The 18,634-nt window shown below is 51.2% G+C and carries 16 protein-coding genes; 7 read left to right on the forward strand and 9 right to left on the reverse strand.

The features are described 5' to 3' along the window. Window positions 1-66: 66 nt before the first annotated feature. Complete coding sequence (locus tag ACO064_RS30065) at window positions 67-771, reverse strand: esterase family protein (RefSeq protein WP_421830865.1); 705 nt, start codon at window positions 769-771, stop codon at window positions 67-69. 158 nt (window positions 772-929) lie between these two features. Between ACO064_RS30065 and ACO064_RS30070 the strand changes: the two genes are divergently transcribed. Both ACO064_RS30070 and ACO064_RS30075 read left to right on the forward strand, forming a co-directional pair. Then, window positions 930-1,793 carry an alpha/beta hydrolase gene (locus ACO064_RS30070; RefSeq protein WP_421830866.1) on the forward strand — a complete coding sequence of 288 codons (864 nt, stop codon included), beginning with the start codon at window positions 930-932 and terminating at the stop codon, window positions 1,791-1,793. A 4-nt stretch (window positions 1,794-1,797) separates the two neighbouring features. Next, window positions 1,798-2,595: a glycoside hydrolase family 16 protein gene (locus ACO064_RS30075; RefSeq protein ID WP_421830867.1), complete on the forward strand. Its 798-nt coding sequence runs from the start codon at window positions 1,798-1,800 to the stop codon at window positions 2,593-2,595. Here ACO064_RS30075 and ACO064_RS30080 read toward each other — a convergent pair. From ACO064_RS30080 to ACO064_RS30090, 3 genes are read right to left on the reverse strand one after another with little or no spacing between them, the layout of a single operon-like run. Continuing rightward, on the reverse strand, window positions 2,589-5,408 hold the full coding sequence (locus tag ACO064_RS30080) for a CHAT domain-containing protein (protein ID WP_421830868.1): 2,820 nt from the start codon (window positions 5,406-5,408) through the stop codon (window positions 2,589-2,591). The genes ACO064_RS30075 and ACO064_RS30080 overlap by 7 nt on opposite strands. A 25-nt stretch (window positions 5,409-5,433) precedes the next feature. Next, a complete protein-coding gene (locus ACO064_RS30085; protein ID WP_421830869.1) occupies window positions 5,434-6,939 on the reverse strand; it encodes a S8 family serine peptidase in 1,506 nt (501 codons plus the stop codon). A gap of 19 nt (window positions 6,940-6,958) precedes the next feature. Continuing rightward, window positions 6,959-7,660, reverse strand: coding sequence for a tetratricopeptide repeat protein (locus ACO064_RS30090; RefSeq protein WP_421830870.1), 702 nt, complete (start codon window positions 7,658-7,660; stop codon window positions 6,959-6,961). Window positions 7,661-7,949: 289 nt separating this feature from the next. On the opposite strand from ACO064_RS30090, the gene ACO064_RS30095 reads away from it, so the two are divergent. Beyond that, a complete protein-coding gene (locus ACO064_RS30095) occupies window positions 7,950-8,318 on the forward strand; it encodes a response regulator (RefSeq protein ID WP_421830871.1) in 369 nt (122 codons plus the stop codon). Between the two features lie 34 nt (window positions 8,319-8,352). On the opposite strand, the gene ACO064_RS30100 is transcribed toward ACO064_RS30095, so the two are convergent. After that, complete coding sequence (locus tag ACO064_RS30100; protein ID WP_421830872.1) at window positions 8,353-9,078, reverse strand: hypothetical protein; 726 nt, start codon at window positions 9,076-9,078, stop codon at window positions 8,353-8,355. Continuing rightward, window positions 9,075-9,620 carry an RNA polymerase sigma factor gene (locus ACO064_RS30105; protein ID WP_421830873.1) on the reverse strand — a complete coding sequence of 182 codons (546 nt, stop codon included), beginning with the start codon at window positions 9,618-9,620 and terminating at the stop codon, window positions 9,075-9,077. Before ACO064_RS30105 ends, ACO064_RS30100 begins: the two co-directional genes overlap by 4 nt. Before the next feature lie 164 nt (window positions 9,621-9,784). On the opposite strand from ACO064_RS30105, the gene ACO064_RS30110 reads away from it, so the two are divergent. Then, window positions 9,785-10,516, forward strand: coding sequence for a hypothetical protein (locus tag ACO064_RS30110; protein WP_421830874.1), 732 nt, complete (start codon window positions 9,785-9,787; stop codon window positions 10,514-10,516). 80 nt (window positions 10,517-10,596) lie between these two features. Here ACO064_RS30110 and ACO064_RS30115 read toward each other — a convergent pair whose 3' ends face one another. After that, window positions 10,597-11,616, reverse strand: a complete 1,020-nt coding sequence (locus tag ACO064_RS30115) for an acyl-CoA reductase (RefSeq protein WP_421830875.1) — start codon at window positions 11,614-11,616, stop codon at window positions 10,597-10,599. Window positions 11,617-11,800: 184 nt separating this feature from the next. On the opposite strand from ACO064_RS30115, the gene ACO064_RS30120 reads away from it, so the two are divergent. From ACO064_RS30120 to ACO064_RS30130, 3 genes are all read left to right on the forward strand, one after another. Further along, window positions 11,801-12,154 carry a 4Fe-4S dicluster domain-containing protein gene (locus ACO064_RS30120; RefSeq protein WP_114406544.1) on the forward strand — a complete coding sequence of 118 codons (354 nt, stop codon included), beginning with the start codon at window positions 11,801-11,803 and terminating at the stop codon, window positions 12,152-12,154. Between the two features lie 359 nt (window positions 12,155-12,513). After that, window positions 12,514-13,731, forward strand: coding sequence for a porin (locus tag ACO064_RS30125; protein WP_421830876.1), 1,218 nt, complete (start codon window positions 12,514-12,516; stop codon window positions 13,729-13,731). A 68-nt stretch (window positions 13,732-13,799) separates the two neighbouring features. Then, on the forward strand, window positions 13,800-15,128 hold the full coding sequence (locus tag ACO064_RS30130; protein ID WP_421830877.1) for an ammonium transporter: 1,329 nt from the start codon (window positions 13,800-13,802) through the stop codon (window positions 15,126-15,128). Window positions 15,129-15,254: 126 nt separating this feature from the next. Here the strand turns inward: ACO064_RS30130 and mtaB are convergent, their stop codons facing one another. Both mtaB and ACO064_RS30140 read right to left on the reverse strand, forming a co-directional pair. Beyond that, window positions 15,255-16,604, reverse strand: coding sequence for a tRNA (N(6)-L-threonylcarbamoyladenosine(37)-C(2))-methylthiotransferase MtaB (gene mtaB, locus ACO064_RS30135; RefSeq protein WP_421830878.1), 1,350 nt, complete (start codon window positions 16,602-16,604; stop codon window positions 15,255-15,257). A gap of 93 nt (window positions 16,605-16,697) precedes the next feature. Further along, window positions 16,698-18,530: an LTA synthase family protein gene (locus tag ACO064_RS30140; RefSeq protein ID WP_421830879.1), complete on the reverse strand. Its 1,833-nt coding sequence runs from the start codon at window positions 18,528-18,530 to the stop codon at window positions 16,698-16,700. Between the last annotated feature and the right edge of the window lie 104 nt (window positions 18,531-18,634).

Here is an 18,634-nt window from a genome sequence, read left to right on the forward strand (position 1 = left end):
TCCGTATTCGATATTCATTCAATAAGCACGCGCCAGCCCCCGTAAACCGAATACCGTAAACCGCCTTTACACCTGTGACAGATAATGCGGAAACATTTCGCGCCAGACGGGCCAGTCATGCGCGCCCCAGGGCCGCACATCGAGCCAGTGGTGAATGCCTTTGCGGTTCAGGATGCCCGACATCGCATAGTTATCCGGTTTGCAGAAATCATGCTCCGACGTCCCCAGAATGATTTTCATCTGATAAAACTGATCGTTGTGAGCATTCGGAATGTAATCCGGCGGGTTGTTAAAATAGACGTTGTCGTCGTAATACCCGCTCATAAACGATTTGATGTCGAACTTGGCACCCATCGACCAGAGGTGCGCCACTTTGTCGGGGTGGCGGAAGGCGAAGTTGAGCGCCTGAAAACCGCCGAAACTGCACCCGCCCACCGCGATTTTTCCGACCTGACACTCGTGCTGAATCCACGGAACCAGCTCTTCATTCACCATTTTGTCGTACCAGATGTGGTTTTGAATCCGGACGGATGGATGCAGGTGTTTGGCATACCAGCTATCCCGGTCGATGCTGTCGATGCAATAGATTTTAATTTTCCGGTTGTCGATAAACCACTGGGCGGATTCGATCAGTTTAAAGTCTTTGGCTTCGTAATACCGCCCCATTGTGGTGGGAAAAAGGAGTACGGGATACCCCCAGTCGCCGTAAACCAGCATTTCAATGTCGCGACCCAGATGTCGCGAATACCATTTTCTGTAGTGTTCCTGCAAAATATCGGTTGGTTATTTGTTGATGATTCCGGAGGAAAGATAACCATATTTACGAATTTCCACGAAAACTGTCCGTAATTTTGGGGTACTTAGCCATTAAAATCCGGTAGGTCCTTTGCGGAATGAAGGAATGGTGAACACGCTGTAACGGTCTTATAATGAGTAGAGTTGGTGAAATAGCTTCGCTTGCCGATGGGGTAACAAGCCAGGCAGACACCGGTTTGGTATCGGTTTACCTGAACCGGGGCGTCCGGCTGGATGTCGTTTTGCCGAAAGAATACGCGGATACAAACGAGTCCTTTCCGGTTCTGTATCTCAACGATGGGCAGGACCTGGAACGACTTCGAATGATCGCGGTTTTGGATGCACTGTACCACCGGAATGCTATTCAGCCGTTCATTCTGGTGGCCATTCATTGTGGAGACCGGATTCAGGAATACGGTGTGGCCGCGCAGGCCGATTATCTCCACCGCGGTGCCAAAGCCGGTGCTTATGCTGACTTTGTCGTTCACGAATTACTCCCCTACGTGCAGAAACGATACCGGGTTTCGACAGATCCGAATCAGTCGGTTTTTGCCGGTTTTTCGCTCGGAGGGCTGTCGGCTTTCGATCTGGTCTGGCATCGCCCGGAACTGTTCCGAAAAGCCGGGGTGTTTTCGGGTTCGTTCTGGTGGCGGCAACGCGGACTGAACGATGGCTATTCGGATGATACTGACCGGATTATGCACGCACAGATTCGCAAAACAAAACCGCCAGCCGGTTCGACATTCTGGTTTCAGACCGGAACCCTGGACGAAACCGACGACCGTGACCACGACGGCATTATCGACTCCATTGCCGACACCCTCGACCTGATTGCCGAAGTCGAGCGCCGGGGTTTTCGCTGGGGCCGCGATGTGCAGTATGTGGAGGTAAAAGACGGTCGGCACGACCCCGAAACCTGGGGGCAGGTGATGCCGCAATTTTTGACCTGGGCGTTCCCCAAGACTTTAGGGGCAATAAGTTTATCAACCGATTCCTGAACCCATGAAAACGATCCTTTCAACCGTCGCCATTGCCATCTTAACCGCCTGTAATTTCCCCGAACCGGCCGGAACCGTCGCCGAACGCAAGCTCGTCTGGTCCGACGAATTCGACAAAACCGGGTTGCCCGACCCCGGCAAATGGGCGTATGACGTGGGCGGCAGCGGTTTTGGAAACAACGAACTGCAATTTTACCGTGCATCCCGCCCGGAAAATGCCCGCGTCGAGAACGGTTTTCTGATCATCGAAGCCCGGAAGGAAAAACACGAAAACCGCGATTACACCTCCGCGAAACTGATTACGAAAAGGATTGCCGAGTGGAAATACGGACGAATCGACGTACGGGCGAAGCTGCCGAAAGGGCGCGGAACCTGGCCTGCGATCTGGATGCTCAGCGCGAAAACGCCCCTGAAATGGCCGCTCGACGGCGAAATCGACATCATGGAACACGTCGGTTTCAACGAAAACCAGATTCACGGCACCATTCATACCGAAGCCTATAACCACACCAAAAATACCCACAAGACCGGTATTAAAGTCATTCCCGGTGCCACGGACAATTTTCATACCTACTCCATCGACTGGACAGCGGATAAGATTGATTTCCTGATCGACGACGCAACGTATTTCACGATTACCAAAAAAGAAACCGGCAGCAGCTACGAACAATGGCCGCTCGACCAGCCGTTTTACCTCATTCTGAATCTGGCCGTTGGCGGCAACTGGGGTGGGCAAAAGGGCGTCGATGAATCGATCTGGCCGCAGCGGCTGACGGTCGATTTTGTCCGGGTGTATCAATAAACCGCTTTCGGTTTTCGGCTTCGCTGGCGGAATCGCCGACCCAGCACGATGGCCAGAATGACAACGAAACCGCCCCCCAGCCACCACCAGGCTGTCTCGAAAGCAGGAAGCGGGTCGGCGTTGCCCGCCAGAATCAGTCCGGCCCAGCGGTAGGGCAACTGGTCGGCGCGGGAAGCGCTTTGCAACCAGTCGAGTTTCGCTTGCTGAAGCGCCTGATCTTTCGGAAGTCCTTCGCTGAGGTGGTGGTAAAACCGCTCCGTTAGCTTGTAGGTAGCCTGATCTTCCACACTCCAGAGCGTGGTCAGCACACTGGGAATACCGAGCGTGGCGAACCCGCGCGCCAGACTGAAAACCCCCTCGCCCTGCTGGTTCACACCCAAACTGGTTTTACAGGCCGATAAAACAATGAGCTGCGTCTGGTAGGGACCATCGTCGCTGAGTTCCGACAACCGCAGGGTCGAATCAGCAAAATACAGCAGCGGCTCGCGGCCAATGCTGTCGGCTTCGGCGTGTGTAAACAACTGAACAACACGGTAATTGGGGGCCATTATCCGGAACGCCCGGCGGGTTGCAGCCTGTTCGGTTAAAACCGTCGGATGACTGAACCGATCACCGATTTTGGCCAGCACCTGACCGGAGCCAGCGAGCGTGGCCTGTCGGAGGGTCTGGTTGAAATGCACCGGCGCCATGCCCAGAAATTCCGAACTCTTCGCCGAGGAACGTTCCGTTTCTTTCAGCAAAACCGTAGCCGAATAGCCGTAACTAAACGCGTGGTGTTTGATGAGAAAGTCGGGTTGGTCGGCGGATTGGCTGAGGGTTTCAAACGGGATAAAGTGGTAATCGGGCGAAACAATAACGCGTTCTGTGGTCAGGTTCAGCGGTTTAAGAAGTTGGTTGTAAACCTGATGGCTCAGCGTTAAAAACCGCCCGAACTGCCGGTTTTGCTGGTCGGTGGCACAGAGCGGCAGAAATTCGCCCACCACCTTTTGATAGTCCTGAACGGACTGCCGCAACAACTGGGTGCCGGAGGGCCCAACGGCCAGGCTATACAGGGCACTGTCGCCGACGAAATACGAGACCAGCGTCGATTTCCGGTCGTTCAGCCAGTTTTGAAGTCGGGCGAGTGACGGAACCGTATTGTCGAATTTGTAGCGGTAATAGGTCGGGTTTTCCTGCTCCAGTTTTTTGAGAAAGGCATCCAGTTTTTCCTGCTCGGTCAGCAGAACGGTTCGCGTTGAATCGTAGGTACGGCTGCCGGGTTTCAACGCCGAGAGCGCATTTTGCATGGTGTTGATCCGCTGGCGAAAATCCTGTTCCTGCTGAGCCTGTCGTGGGGGCAATTCCTGCCTGGCGCCCAGTTCGTTGAGTTTATCGCTCAGCAAAACCGCCCGGCTTTTTTCAAAAAAATGGAATCCCATTTCGCTGTCATTCAGCCGGTAAGCAGTTTCAATGGCCCGTTCATACATGCTGTGGGTTTTCTGCCGCCAATACAATTTCGATTGCTGACCCGCCTGCTCGAACCGCATGATGTCGATCATCTGGTCGGCAATCTGGTAGCGTTTCAGGGCTTCCTGAAGGAAATTTCTGGTGGGTTTGGGCAGGCTTTTGGCGTAATCGAGCCAGGTGTCGGCTTTGTTCTGGATCACCGTCAGCAGGTATTCTTTGTAGGGCGTGAGCCGGATGGTCCGGGTCAGTTCGGCCGGTTTTTGCCGGTCATCGAAGTGCAGCGTATCGAGGGCTGTCTGGAAATAGTTCAGGGCGGTTGGGTAGTCCTTTTTTCGCCAGTAAATTTCGCCGATGTTGCTCAGGATCCGGACGCGGCCGTATTGGTCGTCGCCGATGGTTTTCAGGGCCTTGCGGTAATAGAGGAGTGCTTTGTCGTAGTCTTTCAGGTAGTTGTCGTACAGAAAACCGATGTTGGAGGTCACTTCCGACTGGCCGATTGTATTGTCAAATTGTCCGTGAAGGCTGTAGGCTTTGTCATAAGCCTTGAACGCTTCGTCGTACCGGTGCAAACGGGCCGATATGCTGGCTAAAGACGAATACGCATTGGCAACTTCGACCGACGGTTTTGGCGAATCTCCAAACAGGCGAATGATCCGTCGGATGATGGCCAACGCCTGTTCATTCTCACCAATTTCTTTCAGGCTGTTCGCTTTTTCGGTCAGATTGGCTGCCATTAATTCCGTGTGGCTAATTTGATCGGCAAATGAAAAGCCTAATTCCGCCTGCCGAATGCTTTTCTGGTAATCAGACTCCTTGAAAAATAGATTGGCTAAATGCCAGTAGGCCCGCGCAACTTGCTCAAAGCGTTCAGGATACAAACGTCCCTGACGAACAAATTGCTGAAAAACCAGTCGCGCCCTTCGGTCGTCTTCCAGGTTCAGGTAAATCATTCCCAGATTAAAAATACTTTTGGTCAGAAAGGAGGGACTGGTATCCGACCGCTTTTGGGAATTGATTTCAATGGCCCGGCGGGTATAGGCTAAGGCCGTCGGGAAATCGGATTTAGAAAAGGCCAGCGCGCCAAGCCGGTGCAGGATTTTGGCGTAGGTTGAATCCCGGTTTTGGCGGCAACGGTCACAAAGACGCAGGAGGACGCGAAAACCCGCTTCCTGCTTTTCTTTTTGAATTGCCATTAAACTATCGTATCGAAACCGAATGATTTCCGGTTCGGGACATTGTCCGAGAACCTGAAATGTGTTGATCGTCAGATAGATAAAAAATAAAGCAGAGCCAAACGAAGGCCACCTGATTCGACACTTGAGCGTGCCAAACCAGGGAGCGTTCGTCGGAATGATTTTGTTTTGCATCGCGGTTGAAACGTCTGTCGCGTTGTTAGCGAATAATAAACACGCCTTTGTTTATTTGACTTTCGAGTGATGCATGACGTCTCAAAACAGGCTGCCCGGGAACCGGTGGAGGGAGCTGGTCCAGGGCGTCTAATAAAACAGAACGTTGGTTGCCAGGCCAGTTTTGACCCAGTTTTGCTGCCAGCTTTCCCGTCAAGACCGGAGCCGCAAACGACGAACCGGAGGTAAATACCGGTGGTTCTTTCGTAAAATCCCGGACGTTGCAGTCGGCCTTCTTTTGGGTTATATTGAGTACGCCTGCGTTCACAAACCGATCGGAGCGGTTCTGATCTTCACAGGTTTCGTACGCATTGTAATTCCGGGTGGAATGAGCGGATGGTGGCGACTCTCCTTTGGGATGAACCGTCGTTACCGTAATGACATTGTCGTGTGACAAACTGTAATTTGCCGGCCAAAACGGGTTGATTTCCAGATTGCGAAAGGACGATTGCGGAATCAGGTTGAGCCAGGAGTTTTCGATTTCCGGTGATGTATTACCGGCTGCCGCCACAAAAAGAACCTGATTATCTTTCAGTTCCCGCAGAAAGTAATCCAGTAGCGCACTTTTGTGGGCATTGTAATACCCCCAACTGGCGTTGACGATTTTGGCACCTTTCTGCCGGGCGTACGATAGGGCGCACATATTGTTAAAAAGCGTTCCTTTTCCGTTGGCGTCAAACGTCTTGAGATACATAAACCGTACGTGCCCATTGACCCACTCGGCATTGCCCAACTGCTCATGGATAAGGGACGCGACCAGTGTGCCGTGGCCATTGCTATCAAACGGCATCTTGCCCTTGTTCACAAAATCCCAGCCGATCCGGTCGTCGACCATTCCGTTGTTATCCTGATTCGCTTGTTGGATTTCATCCGGGTTTACCCAAAACCAGTTGTTGACAGCCGGGTATTTTTCGGGTCGGATTCCGGTATCGGTGATGGCAACAATGAAAGGTTGTGTGGTCGGTGTGGTTGGCAGTTCAAAGGTGGGTGTGGTAATGATCGTTTTGCCATCGGTAACTGTATAGGGCAGCGTAAGAATATAATTCGGTGAACCACCGGCGATCAGTTCTTCCCATTTCAGGGTGTTGGACGCACCATCATAACTTACCGTTCCCGTCGGCGGATTTCCCTCGACTCCTCCACTGGGTCGGGTACTGGAAGCCATTTCTTTTCCGCTGATGTTCAGCAAATCCAGGTCTTTTCCTTCCAATAAGACCAATGAACTGTCGCAGGGGCACCAACTGCGGATTATCACGGGCTCTTTCCCCGCATTGCGCAGGCTTTGATTCACTCTGTCAAGCATTTGGCGCTGGAAGCGGACCGGCATCGGCACGGTTATGCCGTCATTTGTACTGGTTCGGAATAAAATGATGTTTTGATCAGGGACATGCTTGTTGGTATCCGGAAGTGTTCTGAACAACGGGAACAGTGGTTGACAGGACGGCAAGGCAATCGCCAGGCTGAGGATGAGCAGACGAGTAAAAATACGCATGGGGATATGAAAAATTTAGTTAGTTGAACTTGATCTTCTCTACCAACTGCCCGGCTTCCTTCTTTCCTTCCAAATTGCCTTGAATAACAGTCAGTAACAACTTTTTAGTCCGGTTTTTATCCATCGGTTGTCCGCGTTTCAACCGGGCGAGTGCTTCCAGAAAAATACCCGGGTTGGCATACAGATCGGTTTGTCGGCCAAGCCGCTGAAACCGTTCGATGGCTTGGTCGTATTTATTGAGCCGCAGGGAAACAAGACCGGCGCGTTTTAGTGCTTCCGGATGCGCGGGCTCCCGCTCAAGCATGGTTTCAAAAACCGTTTCTGCTTTTCTGAATTCCCCCATGTTATAGAACTGAGAACCGGTTTTCAGGCTGTCGCTCTGGCCATCGAGCGAAACGGGCAGTTGGTCATAGTGTTCAGAGAGATATTGATCAGCCACTTCGCGGGCCGACGGGGACGTTTGCCAAACCGTCAGATACCAGCCCAGCAGCAGAAGCAGACAGGCGGCTACTGCTGCCAGCATCCGCACCGGCAATCGGCGAACCGGCAACGGTTGCAGGATCCGCCGGGTTTCCTGACGGGCGGTCTGGCGGGCCAGCAGGTAAAAGGCCACGGAGCGGGCCAGGGCCGGATTCCGGGGCAGGGTGGCTTCAAAGCGATCCCGATCCTCCGGTGACAGCCGCCCTGCAAAGTAATCGTCGATTCGTTCCAGTTCATTCATCACAGTTGCTGCATTTCCATATTGAAGATGGTGTGGTATGCGTTGGCCTCTTAGTCGTGTTTTTACCGGATTACGCTAACAGCTTGTCTGAAAATTCAGACAAGCTTACGGTTTACGGTATTCGGTTTACGGTATTCGGTATTCGGTATTCGGTTTTCAGTGTTCGGTGAGTCTATCGCCTTACACGCTATTCGCGGTTTTTTATGCGCCAGCCACCGAAAACCGAAAACTTGTTTCCAACACGCCCATTTCTGCCGACTAAGGAATTGAACCCAACCCAAGGAAATGTATGGCAGTCCGTATTGTGATTTATGAGGGAGATTGTAGTTTTCGAAAAGCCCTGTCGAGTCAGATCGCCGTCACGGCGGGCTATGTTTTGCTGGGCGCGTTTGCGGATACGCAGGAATTGGAAAACCAACTCCGCGGGCTGAATCCGCAGGTGGTTCTGCTGGATATTGAACTCTCCATAGAACTCGGAAAAACCGCTAACGGTCAACTGCAACGCGAATTTCCGGAAGTCGATGTGTTGTTGCTGACCAGCGATGACCTGGACGAACGGGTGATGGAAGGAATCTGCGCGGGCGCTTCGGGGTATTTGCTCAAAAAAAGACCGCCCGACCGGATTTTACGGGCCATTTGCGAGATTTACGACCGGTAGCAATGACCGAAAAAACCGGCTGGCAAAACCGGTTTTATAGTTTTTTAATCAGCACTTCGGCTTCGGTCTTTCCTTCCAGATTCTGCTCAATGACGGTTTTGAATAGCTTTTCTGCTTCACGAAGATCGTCGGGTTGTCCGCGTTTGAGTCGGGTCAGGGCTTCCAGAAACACACCTGGGTTGGCAAACAGGTCGGTGCGTTCACGCAGCCGGTGGAAATGATCGATGGCCTGGTTGTACTGGCCGGTTCGGAGGGCGACGAGTCCGGCCAGTTTCCGAGCGCGGTCGTCGGCGGGGTTGCGTTGCAGCAAATCATTGAAAACCGCCCCGGCCTCGGGTAGTTTCCCTTCGTTGTAGCGGGCAATCCCGGTTTGAAGGCTGTCGGCTTCCCCATTCATCTGGGTCGACAACTGGCTGTAATTCTGTTGAATATACTGATCAGCCATTTCAGCAACCGACGGCGTCTGACGTTGAAACAACCAGTAGCCCCCCAGTCCGAGGATGAGCATGGCACTCGCTGCCATCGCCAGCCAGGCGCGAGCAGGCAACTGACGAACCGGCCCCGACTTTTCCCGTAACGTTTCAAAGCGCGCTTTCCGGTCGGCGCGGGCTTCGTTTTGGGCTGCCTGCCGGGCGGTCAGGTAGAAAGCAACGGCTTCGGCCAGCGCGGAATCGGTTTCCAGGGACGATTCAAATCGCGCCCGTTCCTCCACCGGCAGGCGGCCCGAAAAATAGTCATCGATGCGTTCCAGGTCGTTCATTGGTATAAGTCCCTCAAACGTTCTAAACACCGCAACCGGCTGGTTTTGGCCACCGCAGCCGTGTTGTAATTCAATTGCCGGGCAATTTCCTCGTCAGAATACCCTTCGCCCCAGGCCAGAATCATTTCCCGGCACTTTTCACCGAGCGTACCAATGAGTTTACGCAGCCGCTCGACATCGCTTTGGGCAATGAGTTGCTGCACAACCGAGCGGGCCGAATCGGGCAGTTGCAGCAGCGAATCATCCAGTGAAATGGCATCATGAACCCGATCCCGCTGCGTTGATTTTTTCCGAATCAGGTCAATACACTTGTTGGTGAAAATCTGATAAATGTAGGTTTTGAGTTCCGATCGTCCTTCAAACCGCCCTGCAAGGATATTCTCGATGACGGTGAGAACCGTATCGGAATAGGCACTGGCGCAGTCATCCTCTCCCAAACGGTGTTTGCGGGCGCCGTCGGCGATCAGATAGGCGTATTTTTGGTACAGACGATCCTCGCATTGTCTGCGCTGAACACCACCGGCTTCTAGTCCGGCAATCAAGTCTGAATCGGTTGGCTGGCGAGCAAAAAACCGCATGAGTAGGAGAGTCTGCTGGAACCAAATATGCCGAAAATTGTGCGCTTTTCAATTTTTTCTGCACAAGATGTTACCAACGTGGGGAAAGAGTGCGACTAAGAAGTCAGAACAAAACTTCTGCACACACCATGAAAACAATTTTTAGTAGTTCACTTCTCTGCCTGCTTTCTGTTGGGACCTTACTCGCACAAACGAAGTCTTCTGGCGAAGACGTTACGTCAATCGACCGTCCCGGTTATTGGGAAGTCTCGACGGATTACCGCACCAACGGAACGGCCATCCGGTATTTCAATGCCGATAAGCAATTGATTCACCAGGAAATTCATGCGAACAAACTGGTCAAGCTAACGAAGAACAACGTACGACGGTTGAATGCCACAATGACGGAAGTGACCCGCAATCAGTTGCAATCCTCCCACGTCAAAACGGTGAGCCTGCCGACCAACAACGAAGACCCGAGAATTGTCCACGACCGCAAGCGACTGATGACTGCGGAACGCCGGGCCTCGACCGCCGACATCATGGCAAGGGTTGTGCCTGCAGCCGTTGGGTATGAAGCCTTCCTGAAGGTGTTCATCTACAACCCGCACGAAGAACGATTGCGGATCGAGATTCTCAACGCGAAGGGCTATTCGGTTTGTCAGGAGTTTAGCAACAGTTACCAGCGGTATTACCGGTTCAACCTGAGCAGTATGCCCGCCGGTGACTACCGGGTTCAGATCTACAAGGCGTCGGAAAGAAAGCCCAGTTTCGAAAATCTGGTTTCATTGAGCCGCAAACCATCACAGACCTTATTTTCGATGAAACCCGAACTACCGGTGGGCGCAAAAACCGACTCGCTTATTTCGAAAAAAGACTGATCATTCTGATAGGTAAATGAATCGGATTCCGGGAAGACGCGCTGTTTTTCCGGAATTTTCTTTGGTTGAACTGTTAAAATTTAGATGGTTTGCAAAAATGCCATCGTATCGACGCCATCGGCATAATCGCTCAGACCGGGGCGCTGCGTATGGCCGAGGGGAACACTGGCCGGATAAAAACCGTCTTTCGAAGCCACGCACTGAATTCGGTCGGAAAGGGCATTCAGTTTGCCGGTGAGGGTTTCCTGATCGGCGTAAGTCTGGTAATAAAGGGTTGAAATGGGTGAGACCAGGCCTTCGTTTTCGGTTATGAGCAAAAAACCGTTGTCGAAATGTGGCACACCGTTGATAAGGTAAATCGATTTGTTGTAGTCGTAGTTGTTGTTGTATTTATGGTGGCTCGTGAATTGAAAAGCGAGCGGATCCAGTCGTTGCAGGAACGGAATGAAATCGTAGTGTTCCGGAACGAACAGCGTGGAGACGTTGCGGCAACCCAGACCAAAATAATCGAGGGCGTCGTGGCCCAGCTTGTCCAGATCGCCGGTCGTTTCTTCGCCGGTCAGGATGGCGACAGACGAGCGGTTCCGGCGGATAATGTGCGGTTTTTTGGAGAAATAATATTCAAAGTACCGCGCCGAATTGGAACTGCCGGTGGCGATGAACGCATCAGCCTGGTTCAAACGCTCAATAACCTGGATTCGATCCGCAAATTTGGGGTTGATTTCAATGATTTTTTGTATTAAATAATTGATAAGTACAAAATCTGGCGTACTTAGCTTGGCCAGCAGGTGATGGCCACTCAGCAAGACACACAATAAATCATGAAAACCAACGGCGGGGATATTGCCCGCCATGACAACGCCCACATTTTTAGGGGTTTCAGTGGTGACGTTATAACCTTTTATCCATGCCAATAACTTTTCTTCATTCAGGTATTCATCAACAATGGCTAGCAGGGCTTTCAAGCTGTTTTCCGGCGTAAACCAGTGGTTGGAATAATAGGCTTTTTCGGCGATTTCAGGCAATTCAGACGTATTTTGGGCTTCTTTTAAGAAATTTCCCAACTGGACAAAAGTGGCAATGCGTTCGCTTAAATTCATTCTGATTTGGGATACTGGACGGACTATTGAACGGGCAAAATTAAATTATAGTTTGGTGTCAAACTTTAAATAATTATATTTGTTGATTAATTAACATTCACAATTAACCAGCAACCGTTTCGAAAGGTACGATTCTTTCCCGGAAGAAAGCGTTCCCCACGAATCATTAACTTTCTACCTGCAAATGGCAATCATGATCACAGATGAGTGCATCAATTGTGGTGCCTGCGAACCAGAATGTCCAAACACGGCCATCTACGAAGGTGGCGTCGAGTGGACCTGGGGCGGAGGAACCGAATTGGATGTCGTCGATTTTGGTGATGGTACGGTAGTCAACGGTAAAGATCCGCAAACCCCGGTATCCGACGAATTTTATTACATCGTTTCTGATAAATGTACGGAATGTGTTGGTTTCCATGAGGAGCCACAGTGTGCAGCCGTTTGTCCGGTCGACTGTTGTGTACCCGATCCGGACAATGTGGAAGAAGAAGATACGCTTCTGGCCAAAAAATCCTGGCTCCATGCCGAAGCGGCCTGATTGACTCACCAAATATCCCCGAAAAAACCCGGATCACCGATCCGGGTTTTTTTTTGCCCCAATTTTTAAAATCGTAGACAAAAATAGAACTATTCAAATAATTAATTGAATGACATGTTAAGGTGTAACTTGTATATTATTCCAAAATAACGTCGGTTTGCAAAATATGCTATATTGGTACATTTTACTTAAAAATACTTAATATGGCTTTAGTTTCGAGTGACTTTTGGCAATTTTAGTCCATTTTTAAGGAAAAACGGATTAAATTTTACCAAATACTTGCAAATTAGGTATTGAGTAATAATATTTGTGCGTCAATTTAATTAATCAGCTAATTCTCGAACAAACCAAAGAAAATTATGAAAAAAACTGTTTTACTGGTATGTTGTTCGTTTTCTATCTTATTGTCCAAAGCTCAGGACGCCACGACAACTACTTCTAAGCCGCAGGAAGTAGCTGCCACAGAGCCTGAAGCCGAAAACAAGGGTAAATTTTCTTTCTCAGGCTACATCGATTCGTTTTACAGCGGTAATCTCAATAATCCTCTTTCCGGTAGCAACCTCGGGGCTGCCGGTACTGCCCGCGTTTTTGACCAGCGGGCGGGTCAAATTTCTCTGGGTCTCATTCAAACCAAAATTGGGTACAGCACTGACAAGGTCGATGCCGTACTTGACCTGACCTTTGGTCCGAATGCTGATCTGGGTAACTATGGTAACGTGATCGGACCCCTATCGGGCGGTACGTCCCTGGCGGCCATCAAGCAGGCCTACATCAACTGGAAGACGTCCGACAAATTCTCGATCATGGTGGGTCAGTTCGGTACCCACATCGGGTACGAAGTAATCGACGCTCCGGTCAACTACAATTATTCTTTATCGAACCTGTTCAACAACGGTCCTTTCTACCACACCGGTATCAAGGGTACCTATGCTTTCAGCGACAAAGCGTCGTTGATGTTGGGTATTGTCAATAACGTCGATAGCTGGAGAGACAACAACAAGGCGAAAGGCATCATTGGTCAATTGTTCTTTGCACCGGTTTCGGGCTGGAATGTCTACCTGAATGGGATTGTGAGCAACGAAGCCAACCCGGATTCAACGGGAAAAGCTGTAAAAGGGATGTACTCCGTATTCGATTTGACGACGACGTACCAGATCACGGAGAAATTTTACCTGGGTCTGAATGCCGCCATCGGTTCACAGAAAGAAGATTTTCAAGGCTACGCACCGGTTAAGACGGGTACTTCCACCTGGAGTGGTGTAGCAGTTTACACGAACTACGCGTTCACGGGCAAATTTGGCCTGGGCGCCCGCTACGAGTATTTCGACAACAAAGACGGCGCCCGCGGTCTGCGCAATTATCTGGGCGAAGGTACGAGTGTCAACTCGATCACCATCACGGGTAACATTACGGCTGCCGACGGCAACCTGCTGATCAAACCGGAGTTCCGGCTCGACAGCTACGCCAAACCCGGTGGCAGCAATACCGCTGAAGCCCAGCAGTTTGAAGACAGCGACGGCGCATTTACCAAATCCTCGCAATCGACGCTGGGACTGGCCTTTATCTACAAGTTTTAGTACGCAACCCCACACTGGTCTTTCGGGACCTTTCTCAACCTAATGTACAACTAAACCGTTCAAGTATCATGCAAAAACCATCTTACTTACCGCTTGCCCTATTACTGATAGTCAGTGTATTGGGTGTGATTTTTCCAGCCGTTCCGAAGGGAATTGTCACCGAAGGCATCAATTCGGGAGATACGGCCTGGATGCTCGTTTCCGCTGCGCTGGTCTTGTTGATGACCCCCGGTCTGGCCTACTTCTACGGAGGTATGGTGAACAACAAAAACGTCATCTCGACGATGCTGCAAAGCTTCATTGCGATGGGTGTCATCAGTATTCTCTGGGTGGTAGTCGGTTTTAGTCTGGCTTTTGGCGAAAGCATCGGGGGTTTCATCGGAAACCCAACCACTTTCTTCATGTTCAATGGTGTACTGGATGGCAAACCATGGCCGTTGGCAGCAACTGTTCCCCTGGTCGTATTCGCGTTCTTTCAGTTAAAATTTGCCATGATTACCCCGGCTCTCGTAACCGGTTCGATGGCAGAACGGGTGAATTTCAAATCCTATGTATTGTTCATGATCCTGTTCAGCCTGATTGTGTACACGCCCCTGGCTCACATGACCTGGCACCCGGACGGTTTCCTGTTTAAACTGGGTGTTCTGGACTTTGCCGGTGGTACCGTGGTTCACATGTCGGCCGGTTGGGCTGCTCTGGCGGGTGCTTTGTACCTGAAACGCCGTAAATCACACATGGAAGCCAGCTACTTCCCACCTGCCAACATTCCCTTCGTTCTGCTGGGTACGGGTTTACTGTGGTTCGGCTGGTTCGGTTTCAACGCCGGTTCGGCAGTAGGCGCAACGCCCCTGGCCGCTTCGGCTTTCGCCACCACCAACACGGCTGCGGCTGCGGCTGGTTTGGGCTGGGTGTTGTTCGATGCTGCTAAAGGCAAAAAAGTATCCGGTTTGGGTTTCGCCATTGGTGCGGTTGTCGGTCTGGTTGCCATCACCCCGGCGGCTGGTTTCGTAACGATCCCGACGTCGATCTTTATCGGAACGGTCGCTTCTCTGGTTAGTAACACGGTGGCTCACCTGCGTACAAAATCAAGACTGGATGATACGCTGGATGTGTTCCCTTGCCACGGTGTAGGGGGTATGGTCGGGATGCTGATGACGGGTATTTTCGCATCAAAAGGTGTTAACTCGGCGGTTGTTGACGAAGGTCTGGCTTTCGGTGATACCAAATTGTTCTTCATCCACCTGATGGCCCTGGTGATCGTATCGGTTTTCGCTTTCGGTGCTTCATACCTGCTGCTGGTCATCACCAACGCCATTCTGCCGCTGCGGGTTAGCGAGGAAGACGAGAAAGTGGGTCTGGATGTTAGCCAGCACGACGAATTCTTAGTAGACGCTTAGTCCAAGATATACTGACAGAGCCACAGGGGTTGCCTGTGGTTTTGTTGTACTCGATGAAGGTATCTGTCTTTGACGGATACCTTCTTTTTTTGGAAAGGAATTATTAATTCCCTTAAAAGAAATGCTTCAATGAACATGAACGACGGCAGGTTCCGAGTCACTTTCCGTCACTTCCATTAACCCGGCATTGTTGAGGCCCGTCAGCAGAACGTGTTTGGTTTCGTTGATGAGCAATGGATCGTAGGTGGCCGTCACCCGAACGTAATTTTCGGTGAAGCCCAGCATCTGACCGTTTTCGATGTCTTCTTCAAATAAGACGGAGGCTTCCCGGCCGACTTGTTGTTCGTAGAAAAACCGCCTTTTTTTGTCGGAAAGGCTGTGCAGCATTTTCGAGCGGTCGGCCCGTTTGGACGGATTGACCACTGGTTTCAGGTTCAGAGCGTGCGTGTTGGGCCGCTCGGAATACGTGAAAACGTGCAGATACGAAACCGGAAGTTCGTTCAGGAAATGAAAGGTTTCCAGAAAAGCCTCGTCCGTTTCGCCGGGATGGCCCACAATCACATCGACACCGATGCAGGCATGAGGCATCAGCTCCTTGATTTTCGCCACCCGCTCGGCATAGAGTTCGCGCTTGTAGCGACGGCGCATCAACGCCAGCACCGCATTGGAACCCGACTGGAGCGGAACGTGGAAATGGGGGACAAACCGTTTCGAGCGGGCCACGAAAGCAATGATGTCGTCGGTCAGTAAATTGGGTTCGATGGACGAAATCCGGAACCTTTCGATGCCTTCCACCTCATCCAGAGCCTGAATCAGTTGCAGGAATGTTTCTTTCGGCGGAGAGTCAAGTCCGGTTTTGGGTTGTTGCCCAAAATCGCCGATGTTGACCCCGGTCAACACAATTTCTTTCACGTTGCGGGCGGCAATTTCGCGGGCGGCCCGCACCACATTGGCAATCGTGTCGCTCCGGCTGTTGCCCCGGGCAAGCGGAATGGTGCAGTAGGCGCAGGGGTAATCGCAACCGTCCTGCACTTTCAGAAAGGTGCGGGTTCGGTCGTTGAGTGAATAGGACGCGTGGTAATCGACGGCTTCTTCGATGGGCGAATTATAAACGGCGGTTTTCCCGGACGGTTCTTTCACAAAGTCTCCCAGCAATTCAGCCAGCCGAAATTTCTCGGAGGCTCCCAAAACCGCATCCACGCCGGGAATGGTAGCAATTTCCGCCGGTTTCAGTTGCGCGTAACAGCCCACAATGGCCACATAGCCATCGGGGTTGATGTGTTGCGCTTCCCGAACAATTTTCCGGCATTTCTTGTCCGCATTGTCCGTGACCGAGCAGGTGTTGATGATAAAAATATCGGGCTTTTGATTAAATTCTACGCGCTCATACCCCTTTTGCTCCAGGATGCGGGCCAGGGTGGAGGTTTCGGAGAAGTTGAGTTTGCAGCCGAGTGTATAAAAAGCAATTTTTTTCATTTGACTGCAAAATTACAAAACTATTCCGTACAGCCGCAATCAAACCGATAAGGTGGTGGAACGAAACCCGTAAGGTTTTCAAGCTTTTCGAAACTACTTATTCAGAAAATCCTGATAGGATTCTTCTTCGTAGGCTTCGCCCAGTTCGATATCCTGTTTTTGAATGACGCCATTGGAAGAAATGAGTTGGCGGCTGGTGTTGTCGAACAGCAGATGCCGGTTGGGCTGGACGACGCCAAAACCGTTGTTAAATGCAAAATAAGCAAACGGGCGGTTCTGGGGGTTGAGCAAATCCCGGCTCCATTTAAAATCGGTAGCGTCAACCTTCAATTGGTGTAACAAGGTGGCTGCCAGATCAGTTTGGGAGCCGATGCGGTCGATGACCTGCGGTTTGGCTTTCAAAGCGCCCCCCAGCCACAGCATGGGAATGTGGAAATCCCGCACGCGGTCGGTCGACAAAACCGGCAGCCGGTGGCCGTGATCCGCCGTAATCACAATGAGCGTGTTTGCCCACCACGGCTGTTTTTTGGCCTGGGCGATAAACTCACCCAAACTGCGGTCGGCATAATACATCGAATTCAGAAACAACGATTCTTCATCCGTGCCGGGAAACACCGTCGGCATCGGGACTTCAAACGGTTCGTGACTGCTTAAGGTGAATAAGGATACAAAAAAAGGCTGCTTTGCTCCGTTCAGATCCGACAGAATCCGGCTGTATACCACATGGTCGTGGGCGCCCCATTTGGAATTCCAGTCGCTGGATTTAAAATTCGGTTTGGAAATGATCCGACCAAACTGGTTGTGGTAGAGGTAGGATTTGATGTTGGCAAATTCGGTTTCACCGCCGTAATAGAACGACGTTTCGTAACCAGCTTTTCTGAATTTCTCCCCCAATGTCGGCAATTTTGACGATTTCGTTGGTAAAGTCATGATGGAAGCCGTGGCCTGCGCCGGAAAACCGCTTAGCAACGCAATCAACCCTTTTTCACTGCGGTCGCCACTGGCGAAAAGCTGGTTGAACAGGATGCCTTCGTGGCTGAGCTTTTCGAATTCTGGGGTAATACCGGCCCGCCCGCCTAAACCGGCAACGGTTTTGGCCGTAAAACTTTCCCAGACGATGAGGATGACATTCGGCTTTGGGTTAGTGAGCAACGATTGCTGGTTGCGAGCCGGCTGAAAAAGAGGCTTTAAAGTTAGGTTAGCCTGACCTTTTGGGAAAAAGGAGAAGGGGTTTTTGCCGTATTTATTACGCTCCAGAACGGAATGCATAAAATTCCATTGGGGGGTTACGGCGGCATAGTTCGCAAAAGCTACCGGTGAGAAGTAAACGGCGCTGACATTCATGGGAGCCAGTTGGAGTCCCCCCCGAATCGGAATAACCAGGGCTGCTGTTGCGACCAGCAAGAGGGGCGTTGCAACCCACCGCCGAACTGGTTTCAACCGAAGCAGCAGGGGGTGAATCAGCCGTTTAAAATAATAATCACCCACGAGTAACATGCCCACAAAGAGCGTAGTCAGCGATAAAATCGGCGAAGCCGCCACCGACGCGGCTGCTTCCCGCGGGGATTTTAAGTAGTGCAGTGGCGTAATATCCAGGTGAAAACCCCAGGTGCGAAACACCTCAAGATCGGCAACCGTAATCAGGGAAACGACGATCAGTTCGACGAGGGTGATGATTCGCAGGGACCGTGCGAGTTTCGGAGAAGACCAGTTGGGCAGCAAGGTGATGAACAGGGCAGGAATCGCGGTGAGGTACCCGGCCGTTGAAAGGTCCATTCGCAGCCCGTTGACAAAAACACCCGCAATAGCCGCGGGATTCAACTGACTGGTTTGGGGTTGATAGATCAAAAAAAGAACGTGACCCACCAGCAACCAGCCGGTCCAGCCCGTCAAATACGCCACCAGAATAAGCAAACGACTCTTCATTATTTTTGTAAATACAATGACCAGGGGGCCGCAAAGGTAACACGATTCTGGGCTCGATAATGCCTTATTATGTAAACGGTTATAGAATTGTGGTTTACTTTATC

Origin of the sequence: Larkinella sp., from assembly GCF_965227735.1 — a bacterium.
Taxonomy (GTDB): Bacteria; Bacteroidota; Bacteroidia; order Cytophagales; family Spirosomataceae; genus Larkinella.

Bases quoted from the DNA above. Each gene is read 5' to 3' on its own strand.
- ACO064_RS30070 (WP_421830866.1), top strand. From the start codon at position 930: ATGAGTAGAGTTGGTGAAATAGCTTCGCTTGCCGATGGGGTAACAAGC.
- ACO064_RS30075 (WP_421830867.1), top strand. From the start codon at position 1,798: ATGAAAACGATCCTTTCAACCGTCGCCATTGCCATCTTAACCGCCTGT.
- ACO064_RS30080 (WP_421830868.1), bottom strand. From the start codon at position 5,408: ATGCAAAACAAAATCATTCCGACGAACGCTCCCTGGTTTGGCACGCTC.
- ACO064_RS30085 (WP_421830869.1), bottom strand. From the start codon at position 6,939: ATGCGTATTTTTACTCGTCTGCTCATCCTCAGCCTGGCGATTGCCTTG.
- ACO064_RS30090 (WP_421830870.1), bottom strand. From the start codon at position 7,660: ATGAATGAACTGGAACGAATCGACGATTACTTTGCAGGGCGGCTGTCA.
- ACO064_RS30095 (WP_421830871.1), top strand. From the start codon at position 7,950: ATGGCAGTCCGTATTGTGATTTATGAGGGAGATTGTAGTTTTCGAAAA.
- ACO064_RS30100 (WP_421830872.1), bottom strand. From the start codon at position 9,078: ATGAACGACCTGGAACGCATCGATGACTATTTTTCGGGCCGCCTGCCG.
- ACO064_RS30110 (WP_421830874.1), top strand. From the start codon at position 9,785: ATGAAAACAATTTTTAGTAGTTCACTTCTCTGCCTGCTTTCTGTTGGG.
- ACO064_RS30115 (WP_421830875.1), bottom strand. From the start codon at position 11,616: ATGAATTTAAGCGAACGCATTGCCACTTTTGTCCAGTTGGGAAATTTC.
- ACO064_RS30120 (WP_114406544.1), top strand. From the start codon at position 11,801: ATGGCAATCATGATCACAGATGAGTGCATCAATTGTGGTGCCTGCGAA.
- ACO064_RS30125 (WP_421830876.1), top strand. From the start codon at position 12,514: ATGAAAAAAACTGTTTTACTGGTATGTTGTTCGTTTTCTATCTTATTG.
- ACO064_RS30130 (WP_421830877.1), top strand. From the start codon at position 13,800: ATGCAAAAACCATCTTACTTACCGCTTGCCCTATTACTGATAGTCAGT.
- mtaB (WP_421830878.1), bottom strand. From the start codon at position 16,604: ATGAAAAAAATTGCTTTTTATACACTCGGCTGCAAACTCAACTTCTCC.
- ACO064_RS30140 (WP_421830879.1), bottom strand. From the start codon at position 18,530: ATGAAGAGTCGTTTGCTTATTCTGGTGGCGTATTTGACGGGCTGGACC.